19 protein-coding genes and 3 tRNA genes are annotated in these 22,011 nt (G+C 43.1%); 16 read left to right on the top strand and 6 right to left on the bottom strand.

Translation table 11 applies throughout. The features are described 5' to 3' along the window. Both bcp and QGN29_RS12020 read right to left on the bottom strand, forming a co-directional pair. Positions 1-465, bottom strand: a complete 465-nt coding sequence (bcp, locus tag QGN29_RS12025; protein WP_310798111.1) for a thioredoxin-dependent thiol peroxidase — start codon at positions 463-465, stop codon at positions 1-3. A 29-nt stretch (positions 466-494) separates the two neighbouring features. Next, positions 495-3,392: a bifunctional [glutamine synthetase] adenylyltransferase/[glutamine synthetase]-adenylyl-L-tyrosine phosphorylase gene (locus QGN29_RS12020; protein WP_310798110.1), complete on the bottom strand. Its 2,898-nt coding sequence runs from the start codon at positions 3,390-3,392 to the stop codon at positions 495-497. An 80-nt stretch (positions 3,393-3,472) separates the two neighbouring features. Between QGN29_RS12020 and QGN29_RS12015 the strand changes: the two genes are divergently transcribed. Further along, a complete protein-coding gene (locus QGN29_RS12015) occupies positions 3,473-6,823 on the top strand; it encodes a YhdP family protein (protein ID WP_310798109.1) in 3,351 nt (1,116 codons plus the stop codon). Between the two features lie 60 nt (positions 6,824-6,883). Here the strand turns inward: QGN29_RS12015 and QGN29_RS12010 are convergent, their stop codons facing one another. Next, complete coding sequence (locus QGN29_RS12010; RefSeq protein ID WP_310798108.1) at positions 6,884-7,063, bottom strand: hypothetical protein; 180 nt, start codon at positions 7,061-7,063, stop codon at positions 6,884-6,886. Positions 7,064-7,188: 125 nt separating this feature from the next. Between QGN29_RS12010 and QGN29_RS12005 the strand changes: the two genes are divergently transcribed. Both QGN29_RS12005 and QGN29_RS12000 read left to right on the top strand, forming a co-directional pair. Beyond that, positions 7,189-8,070, top strand: coding sequence for a tetratricopeptide repeat protein (locus QGN29_RS12005; protein WP_310798107.1), 882 nt, complete (start codon positions 7,189-7,191; stop codon positions 8,068-8,070). A gap of 78 nt (positions 8,071-8,148) precedes the next feature. Further along, on the top strand, positions 8,149-8,442 hold the full coding sequence (locus QGN29_RS12000; protein ID WP_310798106.1) for a chorismate mutase: 294 nt from the start codon (positions 8,149-8,151) through the stop codon (positions 8,440-8,442). Here the strand turns inward: QGN29_RS12000 and QGN29_RS11995 are convergent, their stop codons facing one another. Further along, the gene (locus QGN29_RS11995; RefSeq protein WP_310798105.1) at positions 8,443-8,778 is read right to left on the bottom strand and encodes a TraR/DksA family transcriptional regulator; all 336 of its coding nucleotides are present in this window, start codon (positions 8,776-8,778) and stop codon (positions 8,443-8,445) included. 69 nt (positions 8,779-8,847) lie between these two features. Between QGN29_RS11995 and QGN29_RS11990 the strand changes: the two genes are divergently transcribed. After that, positions 8,848-9,144, top strand: a complete 297-nt coding sequence (locus QGN29_RS11990) for an FGGY family carbohydrate kinase (protein WP_310798104.1) — start codon at positions 8,848-8,850, stop codon at positions 9,142-9,144. Continuing rightward, positions 9,074-10,342, top strand: a complete 1,269-nt coding sequence (locus tag QGN29_RS11985; protein WP_310800033.1) for an FGGY family carbohydrate kinase — start codon at positions 9,074-9,076, stop codon at positions 10,340-10,342. The genes QGN29_RS11990 and QGN29_RS11985 overlap by 71 nt, the downstream gene beginning before the upstream one ends. Before the next feature lie 58 nt (positions 10,343-10,400). On the opposite strand, the gene QGN29_RS11980 is transcribed toward QGN29_RS11985, so the two are convergent. Next, a tRNA-Ser gene (locus QGN29_RS11980) sits at positions 10,401-10,490 on the bottom strand. Between the two features lie 311 nt (positions 10,491-10,801). Between QGN29_RS11980 and gyrA the strand changes: the two genes are divergently transcribed. Continuing rightward, positions 10,802-13,576 (top strand): DNA gyrase subunit A, encoded by a 2,775-nt coding sequence (gene gyrA / locus QGN29_RS11975; RefSeq protein ID WP_310798103.1) that lies wholly within the window; start codon positions 10,802-10,804, stop codon positions 13,574-13,576. 64 nt (positions 13,577-13,640) lie between these two features. Here gyrA and QGN29_RS11970 read toward each other — a convergent pair whose 3' ends face one another. Next, positions 13,641-14,264: a LysE family translocator gene (locus tag QGN29_RS11970; protein ID WP_310798102.1), complete on the bottom strand. Its 624-nt coding sequence runs from the start codon at positions 14,262-14,264 to the stop codon at positions 13,641-13,643. A 101-nt stretch (positions 14,265-14,365) separates the two neighbouring features. On the opposite strand from QGN29_RS11970, the gene coaD reads away from it, so the two are divergent. The 10 genes from coaD to QGN29_RS11920 all read left to right on the top strand — a co-directional run bounded on the left by coaD (position 14,366) and on the right by QGN29_RS11920 (position 22,010). Continuing rightward, positions 14,366-14,875, top strand: a complete 510-nt coding sequence (gene coaD, locus QGN29_RS11965) for a pantetheine-phosphate adenylyltransferase (protein WP_310798101.1) — start codon at positions 14,366-14,368, stop codon at positions 14,873-14,875. Between the two features lie 12 nt (positions 14,876-14,887). Beyond that, on the top strand, positions 14,888-15,481 hold the full coding sequence (locus QGN29_RS11960) for a peptidylprolyl isomerase (protein WP_310798100.1): 594 nt from the start codon (positions 14,888-14,890) through the stop codon (positions 15,479-15,481). 180 nt (positions 15,482-15,661) lie between these two features. Further along, positions 15,662-16,135 carry a peptidylprolyl isomerase gene (locus QGN29_RS11955; protein ID WP_310798099.1) on the top strand — a complete coding sequence of 158 codons (474 nt, stop codon included), beginning with the start codon at positions 15,662-15,664 and terminating at the stop codon, positions 16,133-16,135. A gap of 100 nt (positions 16,136-16,235) precedes the next feature. Further along, positions 16,236-17,294 (top strand): tRNA preQ1(34) S-adenosylmethionine ribosyltransferase-isomerase QueA, encoded by a 1,059-nt coding sequence (queA, locus tag QGN29_RS11950; RefSeq protein ID WP_310798098.1) that lies wholly within the window; start codon positions 16,236-16,238, stop codon positions 17,292-17,294. A gap of 3 nt (positions 17,295-17,297) precedes the next feature. Continuing rightward, the gene (gene tgt / locus QGN29_RS11945; RefSeq protein WP_310798097.1) at positions 17,298-18,473 is read left to right on the top strand and encodes a tRNA guanosine(34) transglycosylase Tgt; all 1,176 of its coding nucleotides are present in this window, start codon (positions 17,298-17,300) and stop codon (positions 18,471-18,473) included. Between the two features lie 181 nt (positions 18,474-18,654). After that, a tRNA-Lys gene (locus QGN29_RS11940) sits at positions 18,655-18,730 on the top strand. Positions 18,731-18,751: 21 nt separating this feature from the next. Next, positions 18,752-18,827: transfer RNA gene (locus tag QGN29_RS11935), tRNA-Lys, on the top strand. Positions 18,828-18,956: 129 nt separating this feature from the next. After that, on the top strand, positions 18,957-19,982 hold the full coding sequence (locus tag QGN29_RS11930; protein ID WP_310798096.1) for a lytic murein transglycosylase: 1,026 nt from the start codon (positions 18,957-18,959) through the stop codon (positions 19,980-19,982). Then, the gene (locus tag QGN29_RS11925; protein ID WP_310798095.1) at positions 19,983-20,798 is read left to right on the top strand and encodes a septal ring lytic transglycosylase RlpA family protein; all 816 of its coding nucleotides are present in this window, start codon (positions 19,983-19,985) and stop codon (positions 20,796-20,798) included. It begins immediately after the preceding gene. A 42-nt stretch (positions 20,799-20,840) separates the two neighbouring features. Beyond that, a complete protein-coding gene (locus QGN29_RS11920; RefSeq protein ID WP_310798094.1) occupies positions 20,841-22,010 on the top strand; it encodes a D-alanyl-D-alanine carboxypeptidase family protein in 1,170 nt (389 codons plus the stop codon). The last annotated feature ends 1 nt before the right edge of the window (position 22,011 follow it).

Below are 22,011 nucleotides of genomic sequence, written 5' to 3'. Positions count from 1 at the left end.
TTAGATGCCTTGAGCGGCTGCTAAAACAGCGTCAACGTGACCTTTTACTCGAACTTTATCCCAGATTTGACTGATACACCCCTTTTCATCAATAAGAAAGGTAGAGCGCACGATACCCATATAGGTCTTTCCGTAGTTTTTCTTTTCTTGCCATACACCGTAGGCTTCAAGCATGGCGCCGTCTTCGTCAGATACAAGCCTAACTCCTAGGTCATTCTTTGTAATAAAATTGTCTTGACGCTTCACACTATCCTTTGAAGCCCCAATGACTGAACAACCTGTCGCTTCGAAAGTTGCAAGATTTGCAGTAAAATCAATGGCTTCTGTGGTGCAGCCAGGGGTGCTGGCTTTAGGGTAAAAGAATATAACGAGCTTTTTACCAGCATAATCCGATAGATTAATTGGTTTCCCGCCGTTTCCTGGAAGGGAAAAATCTGGTGCTTTATCACCTATGGAAAGTGTCATCTATTAAGTCCTTTATCTTCTTAAATCTGTTACAGTGACAAATAGTCCCCTATGGTATCAATGTAAACACTGTGGAGTGATTTTTGTGTGGTGAGTAGGGTGGATTCAACATCCTCAAATCTATCCACCTGACACAGCTTACAGAGAATTTCTCTCATGGCATGGGGTATTTCCTCACCACTTTTGGGGTGTATGTCCATGGAAAGTCTTACAATTGATTGAAGTGTCTGTTGCAGCCAATGTGCATGATTTAGAATTTCATAATGCTTTTCAGAGAGAAGCTCTTTTCTAAGTAATTCTTTTAAGGCCAAGTGAATTTCTGGTATAAAAATCTCTGTATTCTGGTGACCATTTTTTAGAACAAGATATTGGACGATAAATTCTAGATCTACAAGACCGCCACGGGAATGTTTTATATTCCAAATGTTTTCGCTTCCAAATTCTTTGAAGAGCATTGCACGCATTTTTTGAACGGCGTTGCGCAGTTTTTCTGGATCTCTATGAGTGCTCAATGTTCCATAAATAGTTGATAATAATGGAGATTTCATGCCTTTAGGAGCATATATTAATCGTGCCCTTGTCAGAGCCATATGCTCCCAAGTCCAAGCCGCGTCAGTATAGTAATCTTGAAACGTTTTAAGAGTAACCACAAGAGGACCTTTACTGCCACTTGGTCTCAGCCTGGTATCCACCTCAAAGAGGCGTCCTTCTGGTGTTAAAGCTTCTATAGCAGTAATAATATGCTGCCCAAGTCTGGAGAAATACTGACTGGGACTTAAAGATCTGGCACCAGAAGAGAGGGAGGTCATATCTGTAACTTTATAGAGAAATACAACATCAATATCACTTGTGAATGTTAATTCTTTGCCGCCGTATTTTCCCAAGGCAAGCATACCGATTCCACCATCAGAAAAACGACCATATTTTTTCTCGAAGTCTTGCTCTACTCTCGGGATAAGGTTTTGTATGCCAACATCGGCGACCAATGTGAGTGCAGGCCCACTTTCATGAATATCCGATAAGCCCTCTAGAATATGCACTGCGATTTGGAATTTTTTTTCATTAGTCCAACGCCTTACGGTATTCAGAATATCTTCGTAGGTTTTACAGTGATCAAGCTGAGCATTTAGGTGAGAGCTAAGCGTTTCTTTATCGGGAAGAGGGGCAAAAAAGTCAGGTTCCAATAATGCATCCCAAAGGGTTGTTTGTTTTGCGAGCATATCAGCAAGAGAAGAGGATAAACTCATCACCCGAGCAAGGAGACGGAAGAGACTTGGGTTTGCCTGTAAAAGAGAAAAAATCTGAACACCAGCGGGTAATTTGGAAATAAATTTATCAAATCGTACGAGTGCACTATATGCGTGGTTGTTTTTTGAAAATTCCTCTATGAGAAAAGGTGTGCATTCGCGCAGAATTTTGCGCGCACGGGAGGTTTGCAAGGCTTTATATTTTCCTAATTCCCAACTTTTTATGATGTCGTGGGCTGCACTAAAGTTTTCAAATTCTGCTTCTTCCAGTAAAGTGAGAACATCTAGATTTGATGCTTCCTTTTCCCCCTGAGGCTTTGGAAGTAAACTGTCATAGATTTCTGCCACAATTTTCGTATGACGTAAGATCTCTTTTTCAAAGTGGTCGATTGTGGAAAAGCCCATAAAACTAACTAAATTGGATAGGGCGTCTGTTTCCTCTGGAATTGTATGAGTTTGCTCGTCATTAACCATTTGTATTCTATGTTCTACCGATCTCAAAAACTGATAGGCTTTTGTCAGATCACTTACGAGTGACCCTTTAACCCGACCTTGATTGGCAAGAGACTCAAGGGCTTGTAGAGTTGAACGAACACGAAATTCAGGATGACGACCTCCAAAAAGCAGTTGGTTGATTTGGGCAAAAAATTCGATTTCACGAATGCCGCCTTGGCCAACTTTCACATCATATCCGTTTAAGGTTAGGCTGTGTTGCTTGAAATGGCGATTGATCTGATCCTTCATGGCAATAATATCACCCATTGCCTCGTAATCCATTGACTTGCGCCAAATCCATGAGGAGAGTTGATCCAGAAATGCCTGACCTTCCTTTAAATCACCGGCAACAGGTCGGGCTTTGATCATGGCTGACCTTTCCCAATTAAGAGCATGGGACTGATAATACGTAAGGGCTGCATCAACTGTCATTGCAATTGGGGTGGAACCAGGGTCTGGACGTAGCCTTAAATCTGTACGGAACACATAACCGTACATGGTGCGGCGATCCATAATTTCTACAACCATTTGTGTAAGTTTTATGAGGCAATCTTTAAGGCTTTTTCTACCCTTATAAGAGAGTTTTTCAGGATCGTAAAAGATTATCAAATCAATGTCAGATGAATAATTAAGCTCATAGCCCCCCATTTTGCCCATTGCTAAGGTGAAATAGCCTGAATGCTCAGCGTAAGTGAGTGACACAGGCTGACTGGCACCTTCCCAAGAAAGATCCCCCTTCTTATAGGAGACGCTGAAGGCATGGGAAACAGCAATCCCCAGAGACTTCTCAGCAAAATCCGTAAGGTGCCAAGTCACCTCATCAAGTGTCCAGTGATCATGAATATCCATGAAAGCAATTAGTAGAGAGACCTGGCTTTTCAAATCGCGTAAAATTTGACTGAGCTGGTCTTTCGTTTCCTCGGGCGGGCGCGCTGATTCGAGAGGAGCAACTAATTCAGAATAGAAATTACTCTGAGGAGACCTTACAAGTTTGATTGTAAAGTCAGGAAAACGTTTCATGATCGCAGTAAGATAAGGGCTGTGCCCAGCCAGTCGCGCAATAGCCGCATAATCTTGTTCTGCCTTAAGTTCGCCACCATTAGAGCTATTCTTAAGGAAAGCCCAGATATTATCAGCAGACTTTTGATCGTAAACAAATGTTGCTGGACTTGGCTCGCTAGTCATGACATTACCTTTTAGGTAGTGAGAAAAATGATTAACTATAACGCTAATTATTTTCAGTGGTTCGGTAAAGCAGAATATTTATGGTCAAAAAAGCAGCCTCAATATTTGCCCGCTCTATGGTGTGGTTTTCAACCATTGCTCTAGCGCTATTTCTCTTGCTGATTGCTCGCATTATTTATGCCCCTCTGGATGTGACTTTCGCTCGTGATTTTGTGAAAGAACAGGCAGCATTGATTTTGCCAGGCTGGCAAGTGAATTTTGAAAGCGCAAATATTAAGTGGGATTGGTCCCGTGTGAGACTGCAGGTCTCTGTTGAAAAGCTCTTTCTCATTGACCGTCTTGACCGTTTGAGGGCTGATTTTCCTTCTACACAATTGGATATTTCAAGATCTCTACTTTATACGGGCTCAGTGAAACTGATTAACTTTGATAGCAAGAACGTCGTCATTACCATTACAGACCTCGATGGATTTTCAGATGATTCCCAAAGATCAGTTGAGTCCAAACTTTCGCCAGATTCTAAACTATCGGAACACCATCAAGAGGCTGGTGCAACGAGAGAAGATGCGAAGATGGCGCTTCTCGGACCTAATTCATTCAAACCTCTCACAGAAGGAATGACAAGATTTTCTCGTCGTTTATTACAGCAACAGTCTCAGCTCGAAACCTTGAATGTTGATAATTTCCATCTCTTGATCAATGCTGGGGAAGCGGGTGTTCCGGTCAACATGCATTTCACCACCTTGAATGTCAGCCACCAAGACGGTCTTATAAATTTCAAAGCAGATGGGAGCACAGACCTTGGCGATTTGCCTGCAAAGCTTAGGATGACAGGTGACCTTGACCCTGAGGAAGGCGTCTTAACCACCAATGTCGGCTTAACTAATATTGTGCTTAGTGAGCTGGCAGAAAGTTTTGATCTTCCTGAAATTCTGAAAGCTATGAAGTTTCCAGTGAGCAGCGATACTGTCCTTTTGTCTTCCCTTAATAAGGGGCTGGAGCAAGCGACCATGCGGTTAGCTCTCGATGAGGGTGAAATTTATCATCCCTATCATTTTCCCGAACGCGGTAAAATTCTTGAAGGTACGCTCTCCGTAGAATTTGACCCAGAAAAATTACAGATGAAAATAACAGAAGGAGATTTTCATCTCTTTCAAGGTACGGACTTCAGAGCAAAAGCCACTGGATTATTATACTGGGAGGATGGCAACCCTATCCCTGGCTTGAAATTGAGGACGACAGCAAAGCAGGCATCAATCGAGCATGTAAAAGCTTTTTGGCCTGTTATGACCTCAAAAAGGACTGGAAAACCGCAAGCTGGCAGAACTTGGGTTGCCGATAATATTAAGAAGATTAAGGCATCAAACTTAGAGTTTCTGATAGATCGCTCACCAAACGGCATAGGGTCATTCAAAGACGGCAGTATTCTTGAGCTTCGGTTCGGTGCCATAGACACTGAAGTGAGATTCATGAAGACAATGCCCCATCTAAAGGATGTCGCGCTCACGTCTGTATTAACGCAAACAGACATTGAAATCTCACTGTTAGGTGGCCAGGTGAATGAGATGCCAGTGAAGGGCAGTCGTGCCTATATAGATTGGTCCCGAAAAACTTCCCCAGACACACTTGCAGAATTTACCATACAGTCACAGGGATCAGTTCAGGAAGTCTTTGACATTATTTCGTTGCCTCCGCTTTCGTTAACTCAGAAATTTGGCATGGATCCAAAAAGAATTAACGGGGAAACAAGCTCAACCACAACGATCACCTTACCTCTCGTGCTTAAAATACCTAAAGAAGCTATTAAAGTTAAAACCACCGCAACCATTCAAAAGGCCTCTGTCGACGAAATCCTTGGGGGAGAGGGCCTTCGGGATGGCGAACTAGAATTAACAGTGACCAATGACGATTTATTCATAGAAGGATCGGGACGATTAAACGGCCTCGATGTCAATTTTTCGTGGTTAGAAGATTTTAAGGCTTTGAGAAACTCCCCTGATGCCCTTACGTCCCGTACAGTCCTGTCTGGAGAATTCGAAGCACACGAACTGTCAGCTTTTGGGATCAATAACCTTGATGACTTCGCTGAAGGTAAAATGCCTGCTGAAGCAACTTTTCTTGGCCGTGCTTTTGCTTTTACAGAAGGGTATTTTTCTGCAGATGCAACACCCGCCACTCTTAAGTTACCCTTACTGGCCTGGAATAAGCCGATAGGGCGTGTTGCAAATATCAATGGAGCTATTCAATTCGGTGAAGACGCAATCACTCTAGCGCCTCTAGCAATCACTGGAGAAGATATTGACATTGCTATCCGTGTCGACTGGGATAAAAGGAATGCCTTTGATAGTGGAAGCTTACCGTTCAAAGCAGTGATCCATGCAAATCAATTAGACGAACATGCTCTTGTGGCATCACTTTCAAACGAAAAAGAAGGCCATCTGAGGGCTGATATTGAAGGCAGTCAAATTGACCTAAATGACCTTCTCACAGGGCGGCGCGTTGAATCTCAAGAGGGCGGAAGTGGATCAACAGGGTTTGAAACCATTGAAACTATGGTCAAAGTAGATCGGGTTTTGTTGAAAAATGGCGTTATTTTGAATGACATTCGTGCAGACCTATTGATGGATAAAGGGGATCCTGATCTTTTGTCCCTAGAAGCGATTGATAAAGACGGGTTCAAAATAACAGGAACAATTCAAGAGCGACAGACCAAGGGGAGGGGCAAAAAGCGTCGTGAGATGAATCCTATGAGCCTGAAGACTGAAAATGGGGGAGAACTTTTAAAAGGGCTTGGTATTTTCGCACATGGTCAACAGGGCCTTCTGGACTTCAATGGAGAAATTATGGGCTGGAAAGGCGCAGATTTCAATGTATCAGGCGCCTTTAAAATATCAGATATGCGGGTCGTTCGTAAAAGTGAGTTAGGACCTGAAGTGAAACATGCGGTCTTGGAAGGTATTAATGAATTTGTTGATGAGGGGGGCTTGTTAATGAAAAAAGCCCGTGGCTCTTTCACTTTTAAAGATACGATTTTGGATATCAGTAGTTTTAAAGCGAATAGTAGCAATCTGGGTATTACACTTTCTGGGCAATATGAAGATACAACGCGCCGCATTAATATGAATGGTGTTGTTGTTCCGGCCTATGGATTGAATAGTTTTCTTGGTAATATTCCTCTCGTGGGAGCGATCCTGACGGGTGGTAAAGGCAAAGGCATTTTCGGGGTAACCTATCGGCTTAAAGGGCAAGGAAGTGGTGCGAAATTTTCTGTTAATCCTCTATCTGCAGTGACACCAGGCTTTCTTCGGAATATTTTTGAAGGCAGCAAAGGGCTTGTTAAAAACGTGAAAATTGAAAAAACCCAAGAAGAGATGGCCGAAGAAGATAAAAAACTCCAAGAAGAAAAGGAAAAAAAAGATCAGATCAAATAATACCAACGAGAAAAAGCCGCTAAAATAGCAGCTTAAGATCTTTTTTTTGAAAAACCTAAGTTAGGCTTGTACGTCTACACGCTCACCGACACCAGATGAAGTATCAGAAGCTTCCGCTTCTTTCCGCTCAATTGCAGAATCATCAGCATCTTTACGGGCTGTTGCAGAGGCTTCAGAACCTGACCGACCTGCAGCATCAACCGGTGCATTAGCCGTAGCTGTGCTAGATTGAATATCCATATATTTTATCCCAATTTTAAAGGATCACCCCTGACCCTTTTCTCAGCATTTTTATACTACCATAATCTTAGGAAAATTGCTACTATTGAATTATTCCTTTGTCTACAAGGTGTTGGAGCTAAAAATTGAAAAAATCGATGAAATATAGTTTGCTTGCTTTTTTGGGGCTTCTCTTGTCTGCTTGTTCAGAGGATAGCCTCCAAAAAACAACCGAAAAAGATGCAGGTCCAGTTGCTGCACGTGCCTTGAATGAAATGGCGAGAAAAAGCCCTGAAAGCCTGATTAGGATTGCTTATGCCTTAGAGACCGCAGGGAATTATACAGAGGCGCTTGATGTGTATAACCAGGCCAAGGCGGCAGACGGTACTCTAATTCGGCCAGACATCGGTATTGCTCGCATTTATCTTCGGTATAATAAGCGGGATGAGGCATTCGCACAAGTGAAGGGCTATTTGGGGAACTCTGCCTTAAGCAGTGCACTGAAAGAGGAATTGGCAAAGCTTTTCCTTGATATGCAGGCTTACGATGAAGCGCTAACTTTTATTGAGCCAATATCTGAACTTTCAAGCGGGAGAGTTATTTCTTTAGCAGGGATATTACAAGAATTGAAAGGGAATGGCTTTAAAGCCAGAATGTATTATGAAAGAGCAGCAGATCTTGAGAAAGCAAATCCTGAAAGATTTTCGAAATTGATGGCGTATAGTTTTGCTCTAGATGGGTCTTTTGAGACAGCTGTGGCACTCCTACAGCCTGCATTGAATAATCCGGCTAGCATGAAAGAAGCGCGCGAATCTCTTGCTTATATTTATGCTCTTTCAGGACAGTTGAAACCAGCAGAAGCTCTGCTCTCGAATATTTATGATGTCAAATACGCAAAAGAACGTCGTACTTTATTTATGTTAATGCCCCTGATGACAAGGACAGAGAAGATTGAAGCACTATTGTTTGAGCGGATTAGGCCTGACACTCTTAAAAGGTTAATGCCAGCGGTGGACCTTAAAAACTAATACTTTGTGGTAAGTTTATCTTGAACACCCCTGAAATTCTCGCTAAGAGGCGGGGGTAACTACGACAGAAAGATACTTATGGCTCGTTCTTGTACAACTATGGCTGAAGTCCGCGAAGAAATTGATCGCGTCGATCGCTTGATCGTCCCCCTCCTTGCTGAGCGGCTTGAGTATATCAAACAAGCAGGCCGTATTAAGCAAGATCGAAATGTGGTTCGGGATAATTGGCGCATTGAAGATGTGGTTAGCAAATGCAAAGCCACAGCGTCTAGCCTAGATGCTGATGAAAAAATGGTAGAAGATATTTATCGTTTTATTATTGAGTGGAGCATTAACCACGAGTTTGATGTTTGGGACGACATTCACAAATAGTTAGCATCGACATTGAACACAGATTGCGATGGAAGGGTCTAGTTCTAATCGTTTCTGATGAATGTCTTCTCCGCATTCAATGCAAAAACCAAATTCGTCGTCTTGAAGCCTGTTAAGGGCAGCTTCTATGCGATTAAGTTCTAACTTCCTTCTTGTGGAAACAGCAGAATTCATAGCTTGCTCTTGAAGTGCATCCATTCGTGATAACCGCCCCACCTTTGTTTGGTCAAGTTCAACAGTATTACGAGAATTTTTGCTGTCTTCGTCTAAACTGAGAAGTAACGCTCTCTGATCGACGAGTTTCTTGTGCCAATAAGTCTTGTCTGTCGTATCCATTCACATCTCCTAACATCATCTGAGCATATTCATATAGGACAGGCAAGAGCGTTGACAGGGAGCTCTTGAATGGACAGACTACTGCTTGGAGGAAAAATCATGGATTTTATCATTGCTCTTGATCAAGGTACATCAAGTACCAGAGCCTTGGCTTTTGATACTGAGGGGGCTTTACTCGCAGTCTCACAGGTGGATTTTAAGCAATATTACCCTCACTCTGGTTGGGTGGAGCATGATGCTAAGGAAATATGGCACACAACAATAGAGGTATTGCAAGAGTTAGAAGCAAAAATGAATTTGTTGGGGGGGGCGCCCTCTAGCTCTTGGCATTACGAATCAGAGAGAGACAACCATTCTTTGGGATAAGCGGACAGGAGACCCTGTTGCGAATGCTATCGTCTGGCAAGATCGCAGGACAGCTGATTTCACACAGTCTCTTAAAAATGCTAGGGAAGAAGATTTTATCTTTGAAAAGACGGGCCTTCTGGCCGATCCATATTTTTCAGCAAGTAAAATAAAGTGGTTGTTGGATTACTGTGATCTAAGAAATAGACCTAATCTGGCATTTGGCACAGTTGAAAGCTTTTTAACGTTCAAGTTAACCGCAGGTGCTGCTCATATTACTGATGCAACGAATGCCAGTCGAACAAGTCTTCTTGGTCTGCGCGATGATACATGGGCCCCAGACTTGTTGGATCTCTTTCAGGTGCCGCTAGATATTATGCCAGAGATCGTAGATAATACGGGTGATTTTGGCTCTATAGCTCAGGGCCTGCCGTTTTCCGGTGTCCCTATAACAGCCCTCATTGGGGATCAGCAATCGGCAGCGATTGGCCAGGCCTGCTACCAGCTGGGGCAAGTGAAAGCAACCTATGGGACAGGATGTTTTATCTTAGCCCCCACAGAAGACAAGGTCGTAAAAAGCCAAAATAGATTGCTTACAACCATCGCACTGCAACACGGGGGGAGACGAACCTATGCTCTTGAGGGGAGTATATTTAATGCGGGAACTGTGATTCAGTGGTTTCGTGATATGCTTGGCATCATAGATTCTTCAGCTGAAAGTGAAGCATTAGCACGATCAGTTTCTTCTTCTGAGGGTGTTTACTTTGTCTCTGCTTTTACTGGCTTAGGAGCACCGCATTGGAATGCAGAGGCGAGGGGAACAATCACTGGGCTTGAGCGATCCCATACTCGAGCTCATCTGGTCAGAGCTGGACTAGAGTCTATTGTGTATCAAACCTGTGATCTACTTGAGGCTATCAAGAAAGACATGGGTCTGCCTATTTCATCGATGAAGGTTGATGGGGGAATGGCTCACAATCGTTGGTTCGTTGAACAATTGGCTAGTTTTACTCAGGCGACAGTTCAGCTGCCATCAACCGTAGAGACAACAGCTTTGGGGGCGGCATTTTTAGCAGGGCTAGGGGCTGGTGTCTTTTCAGAGGTTTCTGAGATCAAGGATCTTTGGAAGCAAAAAGCTCTCATCAGGCCGGAGTTGAATCAGGCAAAAATAGAGCGTCAGATGGCCGGTTGGCATCAAGCCTTAAAACACAGTTTATAGAAAATAGTAGTTCTGAAATTACAAAAAAACCTCCTCAAAATAGAGGAGGTTTTTTAAATGGCGGGCGGAGAGGGATTCGAACCCTCGAAGGGCTTGCACCCTTGCTGGTTTTCAAGACCAGTGCATTCAACCGCTCTGCCATCCGCCCATCGGATGTTTTGGTTGTTGCGAGAGCGGTTTTTAATGACACATCAGGGTCTTGTCCAGTACTTTTTCAACCTTTTTTAAAAATAGTCAATTTCATCGGAAAAAAAAATCATTTTTCCTGCTTTTTTGACGCTTGTTTGTTGCACTTGTACAGCACAATTGCTAAACATAAGGACTAAGGGCATTGGGTCATGGATTAGCAACTGAAATCTTCAGTTCCCATTATCTCAATAAATGAAAATAAGGGGGACAGGAATTGCTATAGGCATAGCAAGATCTTGTACACAATAATAATTATAAGGGATATTCCACGTGAGTGATAATACACCTCTTCCACCATCAAATAGTGATGTTTTACCAATAACAATCGAAGAAGAGATGAAGACCTCTTACCTTGATTATGCAATGAGTGTGATTGTATCAAGGGCCTTACCAGATGTGAGAGATGGCTTGAAGCCTGTTCATCGACGAATCCTCTATTCGATGCATGAAAATCATTATGAGTGGAATCGCGCTTATAAAAAATCGGCACGTATTGTCGGGGATGTAATGGGTAAATATCACCCCCACGGTGATAGTGCTATCTATGATGCCTTGGTTCGTATGGCTCAGGATTTCTCTATGCGCGCACCTCTCATTGATGGACAGGGTAACTTTGGATCAATGGACGGTGATAGTGCAGCTGCGATGCGGTACACAGAAGCGCGGATGGATAAAATTTCATCGATGATCCTCGCGGATATCGACAAAGACACGGTTGCTTTCCGGCCAAACTATGATGACAGCGAGCACGAACCTGTGGTTTTGCCGTCTCGTTTTCCGAATTTATTGGTTAACGGCGCCTCTGGTATTGCTGTTGGAATGGCAACGAATATTCCTCCGCATAACTTAGGAGAAGTCATCGACGCTGTCTTTGCTGTGATCGACAATCCTGAAATTGATACGATGGGCTTAATGGAATATGTCAAAGGCCCTGATTTTCCAACGGGTGGTATTATTCTTGGGGGCGGCGGTATTCGCCAAGCCTTTGAGACAGGGAAAGGCAGTGTGGTCATTCGCTCTCGCGTTCATATTGAAGAGATTCGCAAGGACCGCGAAGCAATTATCATTACAGAAATTCCATTCCAGGTTAACAAATCAAATTTAATTGAAAAAATTGCTGAATGCGTGAGGGATAAACGTGTTGAAGGCATCGCTGAAATCAGAGACGAATCCGATCGGGACGGTGTACGTGTCGTGATTGAAGTAAAAAGAGATGGTGTACCAGATGTAATTCTAAATCAGCTTTATCGTTTCACCCAGTTGCAGACCTCTTTTGGTGTTAACATGTTGGCACTTACGGGCGGTAAACCTCAACAGTTAACTCTAAAACAAGTATTAGAGGCTTTCATTGAATTCCGCGAAGAAGTAATTACACGACGGACTAAATTCGAATTGGGTAAGGCCCGTGATCGTGCTCACTTAATGGTTGGTTTGGTTACGGCCGTTGCAAATATTGATGAAGTCGTCGCTACCATTCGGAATGCGAATTCTCCTGCAGCGGCGCGTGAAGCTCTTTTGAACAAGAAATGGGATGCGAAAGAAATTCTTCCCTATCTTGAGCTGATTGCCGAAGCTGACAATTGTGATGGTGACTTCTATATGTTGTCTGAACTTCAGGTTAAAGCGATTCTTGATCTTCGCTTGCACCGCCTGACTGCGCTTGGTCGTGACGATATCAGTGACGAGCTAGAAGTTCTGGCTGCAGCCATCCGAGGGTTTTTAGAAATTCTAGGTTCACGTGAGAAATTATACGAAGTTTTGACTACAGAACTGGCGGCTGTTCGTGAAGAATTCGCAAATGAACGCCGGACAGAGATTGATCTAAATGCGGCTGGTGCCTTTGACGACGAAGATTTAATCGCACAAGAAGACATGGTCGTCACTGTGACAAATACAGGCTACATTAAACGTGTTCCTTTATCTACTTATCGTGCTCAGCGACGCGGTGGTAAAGGCCGCAGCGGCATGCAAACTAAAGATGATGATTTTCTGACGAATGTCTTTGTCGCTCATACCCATACGCCCGTATTATTCTTTTCCAATAAAGGTAAAGTCTATAAAACCAAAGTATGGAAATTGCCTCTTGGTACACCTATTTCTAAAGGAAAACCTGTTATTAACCTGCTTCCTTTAGAGAATGATGAAGGCATAGCAACAATTCTTCCGCTTCCTGAAGATGAGAGCACATGGGGCGAATATGACGTCATGTTCTCTACAGCTATGGGGAATGTGCGTCGTAATAGATTGTCAGATTTCTCGAATGTGATGTCTAATGGTAAAATTGCGATCAAATTCTCATCAGAGGATGACAGTCTGGTGAATGTTGCTGTGTGTACTGAAGAGGATGATATCATTCTTGCTGCAGCAAAAGGCCGTGCTATTCGCTTTAATTCAACAGCGGTTCGTTTGTTTGCAGGGCGTACCTCTACGGGGGTGCGTGGTATGCGCTTGGGTGTAGATGATAAAGTTGTCTCTATGTGTGTTATTCACGGAACAGATGCATCAACCGAAGAAAGAGATCAATATCTGAAAGCAGCACCTTGGAAATCTGAACCCGGGGAACAAACCTTAGATGATGAGCGGATGGCAGATCTCGCTGAGAAAGAAATGTTCTTGTTGACCGTTACCGATAAAGGTTTTGGCAAACGAACGTCAACGCATGAATATCGAATCACGTCTCGCGGCGGGCAAGGCGTCTGGAATACACCGAGTAAAGATGAAATAAGATCGCAAATTGGTGATATCATTGCTGCCTTCCCAATCACAGCTGACGAACAAATTATGATGGTTACGGATCAGGGTAAGTTGATCCGTACGCCTGTTCATGACGTTCGAATTGCAGGCAGACCGACAAAAGGCGTGACGATCTTTAAGGTCGGCGAGGATGAAAGCATCGTCTCAGTTGCAAAACTTCAGGAAAGTGAAGAAGACGACGTGGACGAGGTTGAAGGATCTGAAGCACCATCATTAGAGGAGGGGGGTGCTGAGAATGCTCCTTCCTCAGAAAATGAAGAAACAGACACACCTGAGGCCTCTCAAGAGTAAGGCAATATAAATAAAAGAAGAAAGGCATCTGCATCAAGCAGGTGCCTTTTTTGTTGAATAGACTTTAATTTATGAAAAGTAAGGCAACGGCACCGAGGCTGAGCACAGAGCCAGAAATTTTATTAATTAGACCATGCCCTCCTTTGCGATAAATCCAGTCTTTTGCCTTTAAAGAAATGAAAATCCAAAGAAGGTCGCTCAACACACCTACTATTAAGAAACCGATCCCCATCAGGAGAATTTGCGGCTGAAAGGGCAGACCTTTGTTGATAAATTGGGGGAAAAAGGCAGCAAAAAAAATCACTGATTTTGGACTTGAGATGCAAATGAAAAATCCTCTAAGTGCCGCAGAAAAAGGTGATTTATCGGCTCTAATTCCCTTAGTGTCTTCTAACGTTCCAGATGCTTTGAACATCTTCCATGCCATCCAGACCAACATGACGATGCCCCCATAACGCATGAGATCAAAATAAACTGGGTTCATCCCTTCAAGAAAGACTGCTGCTCCAAAATAATATAAGAGAAAATAGAAGCTGCCCGCAAAGAAAGCCCCCGTTATTGTAGCAAAGCCATAGACTTTTCCATTTTTAAGGGTTTCTGCTACAATCAGCGATACGGTTGGTCCTGGGGACGCGACAAGCGCTGCTGATGCCAGAATAAAAAAACTATAGAGAACGGGATCAATCATGGAGACTCACTGAAAAATGTTTTATATTTCAATTTTATGCTTTATGTAATCAATAATGTACAATAAAAACATCACTTCTAAATAAATTAAATGGGGCGATCATGAGTATAGACCGAATAGGATTATATCCAGGAACATTTGATCCAATAACAAATGGGCACCTTGATATTATAAAGCGTGGCTTAAGATTGGTCGATAAACTTGTCATCGGTGTTGCGACGAACCCTAGTAAAAATCCCATGTTTAGCCTTGAAGAACGCGTTGACATGGTGACAAGAGAATGTGGCCCTCTCGCTGCAGAAGCAGGGGTTGAATTGAGTGTTGTAAAATTTGATGAACTGCTTGTTAAATTTGCTAGACGCGTTGAAGCTACAGTCATCATCCGTGGATTAAGAGCTGTTGCAGACTTTGAATATGAATTCCAAATGACTGGGATGAATTATCAATTGGATCCTGAAATTGAAACGGTCTTTTTAATGGCCGATCCTAAGTTTCAGACGATCGCTTCAAAACTTGTTAAAGAAGTCGCAAAATATGGGGGCGACATTGCCCAGTTCGTTCCTGAAACCATCTGTGAAGAAGTCAATCAACGCATTAATAATTCAAAATAAGAGATTGAAATTATGTATAAAATAGTAATAGTATTGCTATCAATAATTGTATGTAATACATGTGTCGTGGCAAGAGATATATCTTTTCTTGATGCAGCAAATATTTTGGTTATTACTGTGGAAACCCCTCAACAAGACGGGTCGAAAGTCACTGGACGGGTTGCGATTTTAATGCGTCCTGATATTGCGCCTAATCATGTTAAACGCGTGAAAGAATTGGCACGGCAATCTTTCTATGATGGCCATGTTTTCCACCGTGTTATTCCAGGTTTCATGGCACAAACAGGTGATCCAACAGGCACTGGGACTGGCGGGAGTGGTCAGAATATCAAACCAGAATTTACACGAACACCTTATCTACGCGGTACGGCAGGTATGGCGCGAGGTGAGGCGGAAGATACTGCCGACAGTCAATTTTTTATCACTTTCACACGACGTGCAGATCTTGATATGAAATATACAGTGTGGGGCCGTGTGATTGCTGGAATGCAGACGGTTGATATGATTCCAAAAGGAGAACCCCCAATTGTTCCAGGAAAAATGGTCTCTGTAAGTGTAGCCAGTGACCTGAAGGACTGGGAGAGCTTGTCGAAAGATTTTAAGTAAGGAATTTCTTGCTAACCTTATCAAAAACGGCACGGATCTCGCAAAGAAGATTTTTAAGGAAGAAATTCATTGTCACAGCTTGTGGAGTGATGAAGCAGTGAGTTACTTGTATAAGTAGAGAATGCCAAAGTTGTAAGAGTTATAAATATCGTTGAATGAATAGAAGAATAAGGAAGACCAATGAGCGACCTAGAGAATATTTTATATCTAGATCTAGAGACTGGAAAGTCTGAAGGCCGTGTAACTATTGAATTACTGGCTGATCTTGCACCCAATCATGTAGCACGTATTAAGGAATTAGCCCGCGAAGGATTTTATGACGGTGTCATATTTCACCGCGTGATTGATGGTTTTATGGCACAGGGTGGAGATCCCACAGGGACTGGGATGAGTGGATCAGGAACAAAGCTTAAACAAGAATTTAGTGCAGAGCCTCATGCGCGCGGTGTTTGTTCTATGGCTCGAGCAATGGATCCAGATAGCGCTGACAGTCAGTTCTTCATTTGTCTCGCTGATGCTAGTTATCTTGATAATCAATATACAGTTTGGGGTCGCGTGACAGAAGGCATGGATTTAGTGGATGACCTTCCCAAGGGAGAGCCCCCACGTTATCCTGGTAAAATTGCTTCTGCCCGCGTTGCTGCGGACGTATAAAGAATTTTGATTAAGAAGAGGGGCTTTAAAAGCCCCTTTTTCTTGTCTAATCCAAACCGATCAGTTAAAAGCGCCGCAAGTAAAAAAAAGAGTTTGGTTCATGGATATTCAATTATTTGATTTTGAGTTGCCCAATAGTGCGATTGCCTTAAGGCCTGTTTCTCCGCGTGATCATGCAAAGCAGCTTATCATTAAACCTGAGGCCTCAGAACGTTTAACAACGGATCGCGTAGGAAACCTTGCGGAACATATAGAAACTGGTGATTTACTTGTTTTTAATGATACACGGGTAATTCCTGCACGACTTCACGGCAAGCGCGGTGAGGCTAAGATGGAAATTACATTGCACAAGCGAGAATCTGAAAATTCATGGTGGGTCTTCGCAAAACCTGCGAAGAAAGCCAGGCTCGGCGATCATCTTACCTTTGGGACCCTGACGGGTGAAGTTATGGCTTTAGGAGAGGCAGGAGAGCGACTAGTCACTTTTCATGTGCAAGAAGACAAAATGACTGAAGCTCTTGAAGTAAGTGGTGTGATGCCCTTGCCGCCCTATATTGCGGCTCAACGGGCTGTGGATGAAAGAGATAAGGAAGATTACCAAACACTCTTCGCTGAAAAGGACGGGGCTGTAGCTGCCCCGACAGCAGGCCTTCACTTTACAGAGGATATGATGACGGCTCTGACCGAAAAAGGGGTGAAAACAGCCGCAGTCACTCTGCATGTAGGAGCAGGGACCTTTTTACCTGTTAAAGTCGAAGATACAACGCATCATAAAATGCACAGTGAGTATGGAGAAGTCACCCCAGAGGTCGCGGCCCTGATAAATGAGACCAAGAAGAACGGAAAGAAGGTTATCGCTGTTGGAACGACATCCCTTCGCGTGCTTGAAAGCGCGACAGACGAAGACGGGGTCACACATCCATTTAAAGCTGATACAGAAATATTCATCAGTCCAGGATATAAATTTAAATGCATAGATGTATTGATGACAAATTTCCATTTACCAAAATCGACATTATTCATGTTGGTCAGTGCCTTTTGTGGACTTGAGCTGATGCAAGAAGCCTATCAACAGGCTATAGATCAACAGTATCGATTTTATTCCTACGGAGACAGTTCGCTTTTATTCAGAGCACTGGGTAATGGCATTGGAGAGTAAGAAATGACAGACGATAATTATCAAGACCCTAACCCAACGCGAGAGCGCTTCTCCTTTTCAATTTCTGAAACTGATGGAGCCGCTCGAACAGGCGAAATTGAAATGAAAAGGGGCTCTATCAGAACGCCAGCCTTTATGCCTGTTGGGACAGCGGGAACGGTTAAAGGTATGTTGCCCGAAAATGTAGAAGAATTAGGGGCTGACATAATTTTAGGGAATACGTATCACCTAATGTTGAGACCAACAGCAGAGCGAGTTTATGCGCTTGGCGGACTTCATAAATTCATGAATTGGCAGAAACCAATTCTTACTGATTCTGGTGGCTTTCAAGTTATGAGTCTCTCAGATTTGCGGAAAATGTCAGAAGAAGGTGTTGAGTTTAAGTCTCATATTGATGGATCTAAGCATATGATGTCGCCGGAACGCTCGATGGAAATTCAAAGGCTATTGGGGTCAGATATTATTATGGCTTTTGATGAATGTACCCCTTATCCAGCGACATACGATCAAGCGAAAGACTCGATGGAATTATCTATGAGATGGGCTCAACGGTCCCGGGATGGCTTTGATGAGGGCAAAGACCATGCATCAATCGCTGCTTTATTTGGCATTGTCCAAGGAAGTGTATACGAGGATCTAAGGGAGACATCCATCAAAGCCCTCTCTGAAATAGGTTTTGATGGGTATGCCGTCGGAGGCTTGGCTGTGGGTGAAGGGCAAGAGATGATGTTTAAGGTTTTGGACTTTACCATGCCTAAGATGCCGACAGAGGCCCCCCGTTATCTTATGGGTGTGGGGAAGCCGGATGATATTGTCGGCGCAGTTGAGCGGGGCATTGACATGTTTGATTGTGTGATGCCCACCCGTTCTGGCCGTACAGGACAAGCCTTTACCTGGGGCGGTGCGATAAATATGAAAAATGCTCGCCATAAAGAGGATCCAAGACCTATTGAGGAAAAATGTGGCTGTCCTGCCTGCACAAAATATAGCCGGGCTTATATTCATCATTTAATTCGAGCCGGTGAAATGTTGGGGTCAATTTTACTTACCTGGCATAATCTTGCCTTTTATCAAGATTTAATGACTGGATTGAGAGAAGCAATTGGACAAAAACGACTTAAAGAGCATGCTGAGCAATTTCGCGCTGACTATGCGAGAGGCGATATTGATCCTTTGTGAGGAAATAGACAGGAATGTTTAGTGTTTTCTGGTTTAAATTATGAAATAAATTATGTCAGAAGCGGTTGTTCATAAAAGATTTCGTTATTTTTTAATTTTCTGTAATCTTTTACTTGACCAATTAGGGGGATGCCCCTATGTTCCGCGCGTCGCTGAAGAGTGACGACGCATTGGTTAATGTGGGCCCATAGCTCAGCTGGTAGAGCAACTGACTTTTAATCAGTAGGCCACAGGTTCGAACCCTGTTGGGCTCACCATTAACCACTCACCTCATATTGGGGCCCATAGCTCAGCTGGTAGAGCAACTGACTTTTAATCAGTAGGCCACAGGTTCGAACCCTGTTGGGCTCACCAATAAATAAGGACTTGGTTTTTTGAACCAGGTCCTTTTTCTTTACAAAATAGTTTATTTTTCCCCATAGAATTCTTGAAACTCGGCGCCCCTTTCTGCATAGTAGCATCAATAAACAGTGAGGATCTATTGTGCGCATATTACTTATCATTCTTGGCTTTTTTCTTTCCCTATCTGCGGCAGCTCAAATTGTCCCAGAGGATCCCTCAGATGACTTCTTGAAATTTATTGAAGGCGTCAAAGAAGAAGCACGACAAAAAGGGATTACTCAAGAAACTATTGATCAGGCTTTTCAGGATATTCGATATTTAAAGCGGGTCATAAAACGAGATCGGAATCAGCCGGAAGTAAAACAAACCTATGCTCGGTACTTGAAACTTCGGGTGAGTGAGTGGCGCACTCGAAAAGGCAAAGAAATGATGCAACAGCACGGCAGTTTGCTCAAAGAGATTGGTGCTGCTTATGGTGTTCAACCTCGTTTTATTGCGGCAATCTGGGGAATAGAAACAAATTATGGTACGGTGCCACTGAGTTATTCAGTTTTTGATGCTTTGGCCACCCTGGCTTATGATCCCCGCCGCGCAAAAAGATTTCGCCGTGAATTATTAGATGTGTTAACAATTGTTGATAAAGGCTTTGCTGACTTAGAAAATATGAAAGGAAGTTGGGCAGGAGCCATGGGACAACCTCAATTTATGCCTGCTGCATATTTAGCCCATGCTCAAGATTGGGACGGGGATGGAAAGAAAGATATTTGGACCAATAAAGCAGATGTTTTTGCCTCTATTGCAAAATATCTAAAACATCACAAAATCACTGCGGCTTATACATGGGGACGCCCAGTAATGGCTCCTTCAGAGCGAAAAGAGACAGATTATATCGGAATACAGGCTGATGGCCTTACTCCTGCCAAAGTTTGCCGTTCTTTTAAAAGTATGGGTGCATGGCGTAAATTAAGTGAATGGAATGAACTAGGTTTTCGACGCTTAAATGGGCAGGATTTACCAGAGGTGGACATCATGGCAGCTTATATTGCTGGGGATGAAGGCGATGGCCAAGGGTATCTTGTATACCAAAATTTCTGCTCTATTATGCGGTATAATCCGTCGTTTAAATATGCATTGGGTGTTGGACTTTTGGCAGACAAGATAAAATAAATGAATCGTCTCTTTTTACTGATCATACTTTTGTTTTTGGCAGCATGCTCGGGACCAAGACCTATTATATCTTCGAAGCCTGATACGGCGCCGATGCCTAATGATAATCAAGTTCCTCTTGGCCCACAGGGTGGGCATAAAAAAGTCGGTAATCCCTACAGAATTGCAGGTGAATGGTATTATCCTAAAGATGAGCCAGCCTATGATGAAGTAGGGCTCGCTTCTTGGTACGGCCCTCAGTTTCACGGGAAAAAAACAGCAAATGGTGAGACATTCAATATGAATGCGCTGACCGCAGCCCATAAAACACTCGCCCTGCCAAGCTTTGTTAAAGTCACGAACCTTGATAATAATCGTTCTATCGTCTTAAGGGTGAACGACAGAGGACCGTATGTTGGCAATAGGTTAATTGATTTATCGAGGCGTGCAGCACAAATACTGGGCTTTGCAGAAAAAGGGGTCACGAAAGTCAGGGTTCAAGCTGTTGATCAATACGGTCGAGTTCCCGAAAATCAACAAAAAGCATCAAAGCTAGGTCGTCGCGGTCAGCAAGATTTAAAAATGTATGTAGGGGATACTGCGCATTATATTCAAGTCGGTGCTTACAGTGATCAGAACAATGCAACGCAAGATATTGAAAAGGCAAAGAATATTGGTCTCAGGGCTTTTATTAGTAAAGTCTATATCTCAGGCCGGGAGATTTTCCGTGTGAGAATAGGGCCTTTTAGAGAAAGAGAAACAGCAGACAGAGTTTTAAGAAAAATCGTGAATCGTGGATTTTTTGATGCAAAAGTCTTGTCTGAAGTGGTTAAATAACGCTATCAAGTCACACATAGAAAATTAAACATGGGCAATATAATGAAAAAGCTAATCAGCATCCTTCTTCTAGCATCCTTTATTTCGATATCGGCTATTGCACAGAGTGCCGGAATTCGTACACAAGCAGAAACAGCCATTATGGTGGATTTAAGTTCTGACAGTCTTTTATTCGAAAAAGATGCTGACATGCAGTTTAGTCCGGCGTCGTTAACAAAGTTAATGACCATTTATATTGCCTTTAATGAACTGAAGATTGGTAATCTCAGAATGGATGATGAGGTTGTTGTTTCAGCGAATGCCTGGCGGAATTGGCGGGGCAAAGGATCGACCATGTTCCTTAATCATAAAGATAAAGTAACCATCGAGCAGTTGCTCAAAGGCATTGTCATTCTATCTGGCAATGATGCTTGCGTTGTTTTAGCGGAACATATTTCAAGCTCCCATGAGATCTTTGTCCAAGAAATGAATGCAATGGCTATTAAGCTCGGAATGAAGAATACTAATTTTACCAATTCAAATGGCTGGCCAAATGAAAATCAATATACATCAGCCAGAGATATGAGTCTTTTAGCAGCACGTATAATCAGAGACTTCCCAGAATATTACCCTCTCTTTTCAGAACGAAAATTTCTATATAAAAATTTCACCAGCAATACACGCTCACGAAATCCGTTATACAGTCGCTACCCATTTCCAGGTGCTGACGGCATGAAAACAGGCGGAGACCCAGAAGTCAGTGAGTTTGGTATTGTGGCCTCTGCTGTGCGCGACAATCGACGTTTGCTGCTTGTGATGGGTAAACTCCCATCAGTTGCTGTACGGGGCAGTGAAAGCCAGCGTATGATGCAAATTGGTTTTAGACAGTTTAAATCTTATCCTTTGTTTAAAAAAGGAGAAAAGGTTGATAGTGCTGAAGTTTGGCTTGGTAAAGAATTGGTTGTACCTCTCGTCGTCGATCAGGATATAACTCTCACACTTTCCCGAAGTCAACGGGCGCAAATGAAAGTAACTGTTGAGTTTACCCAGCCAGTTGCTGCTCCGATAGCAAACGGTCAAGCTATTGGGAAATTGACCGTATCTGTTCCCAATGCACAAGATCGCGTTTATGACCTAAAAGCAGGATCAGCCATTGAGGGTGTTGGCGGATTTGGTAAAATCGGCGCCGCTCTTTCTTACCTTGTCTTTGGCTCTGCTGGTGCAGAAAAATAAA

Origin of the sequence: Temperatibacter marinus (assembly GCF_031598375.1) — a bacterium.
Classification (GTDB): domain Bacteria; phylum Pseudomonadota; class Alphaproteobacteria; order Sphingomonadales; family Kordiimonadaceae; genus Temperatibacter; species Temperatibacter marinus.
Note: the sequence above shows the minus strand (reverse complement) of the source record. Positions and strands in the feature narration are given on the sequence as shown.

What these genes read in the sequence shown, in the direction of transcription:
- QGN29_RS12010 (WP_310798108.1), bottom strand. Translation starts at nt 7,063, where the DNA reads ATGGATATTCAATCTAGCACAGCTACGGCTAATGCACCGGTTGATGCT.
- QGN29_RS12020 (WP_310798110.1), bottom strand. Translation starts at nt 3,392, where the DNA reads ATGACTAGCGAGCCAAGTCCAGCAACATTTGTTTACGATCAAAAGTCT.
- QGN29_RS11920 (WP_310798094.1), top strand. Translation starts at nt 20,841, where the DNA reads ATGAAAAAGCTAATCAGCATCCTTCTTCTAGCATCCTTTATTTCGATA.
- coaD (WP_310798101.1), top strand. Translation starts at nt 14,366, where the DNA reads ATGAGTATAGACCGAATAGGATTATATCCAGGAACATTTGATCCAATA.
- bcp (WP_310798111.1), bottom strand. Translation starts at nt 465, where the DNA reads ATGACACTTTCCATAGGTGATAAAGCACCAGATTTTTCCCTTCCAGGA.
- QGN29_RS12000 (WP_310798106.1), top strand. Translation starts at nt 8,149, where the DNA reads ATGGCTCGTTCTTGTACAACTATGGCTGAAGTCCGCGAAGAAATTGAT.
- QGN29_RS11995 (WP_310798105.1), bottom strand. Translation starts at nt 8,778, where the DNA reads ATGGATACGACAGACAAGACTTATTGGCACAAGAAACTCGTCGATCAG.
- queA (WP_310798098.1), top strand. Translation starts at nt 16,236, where the DNA reads ATGGATATTCAATTATTTGATTTTGAGTTGCCCAATAGTGCGATTGCC.
- QGN29_RS11990 (WP_310798104.1), top strand. Translation starts at nt 8,848, where the DNA reads ATGGACAGACTACTGCTTGGAGGAAAAATCATGGATTTTATCATTGCT.
- QGN29_RS11970 (WP_310798102.1), bottom strand. Translation starts at nt 14,264, where the DNA reads ATGATTGATCCCGTTCTCTATAGTTTTTTTATTCTGGCATCAGCAGCG.
- QGN29_RS11925 (WP_310798095.1), top strand. Translation starts at nt 19,983, where the DNA reads ATGAATCGTCTCTTTTTACTGATCATACTTTTGTTTTTGGCAGCATGC.
- tgt (WP_310798097.1), top strand. Translation starts at nt 17,298, where the DNA reads ATGACAGACGATAATTATCAAGACCCTAACCCAACGCGAGAGCGCTTC.
- QGN29_RS12015 (WP_310798109.1), top strand. Translation starts at nt 3,473, where the DNA reads ATGGTCAAAAAAGCAGCCTCAATATTTGCCCGCTCTATGGTGTGGTTT.
- QGN29_RS11955 (WP_310798099.1), top strand. Translation starts at nt 15,662, where the DNA reads ATGAGCGACCTAGAGAATATTTTATATCTAGATCTAGAGACTGGAAAG.
- QGN29_RS11960 (WP_310798100.1), top strand. Translation starts at nt 14,888, where the DNA reads ATGTATAAAATAGTAATAGTATTGCTATCAATAATTGTATGTAATACA.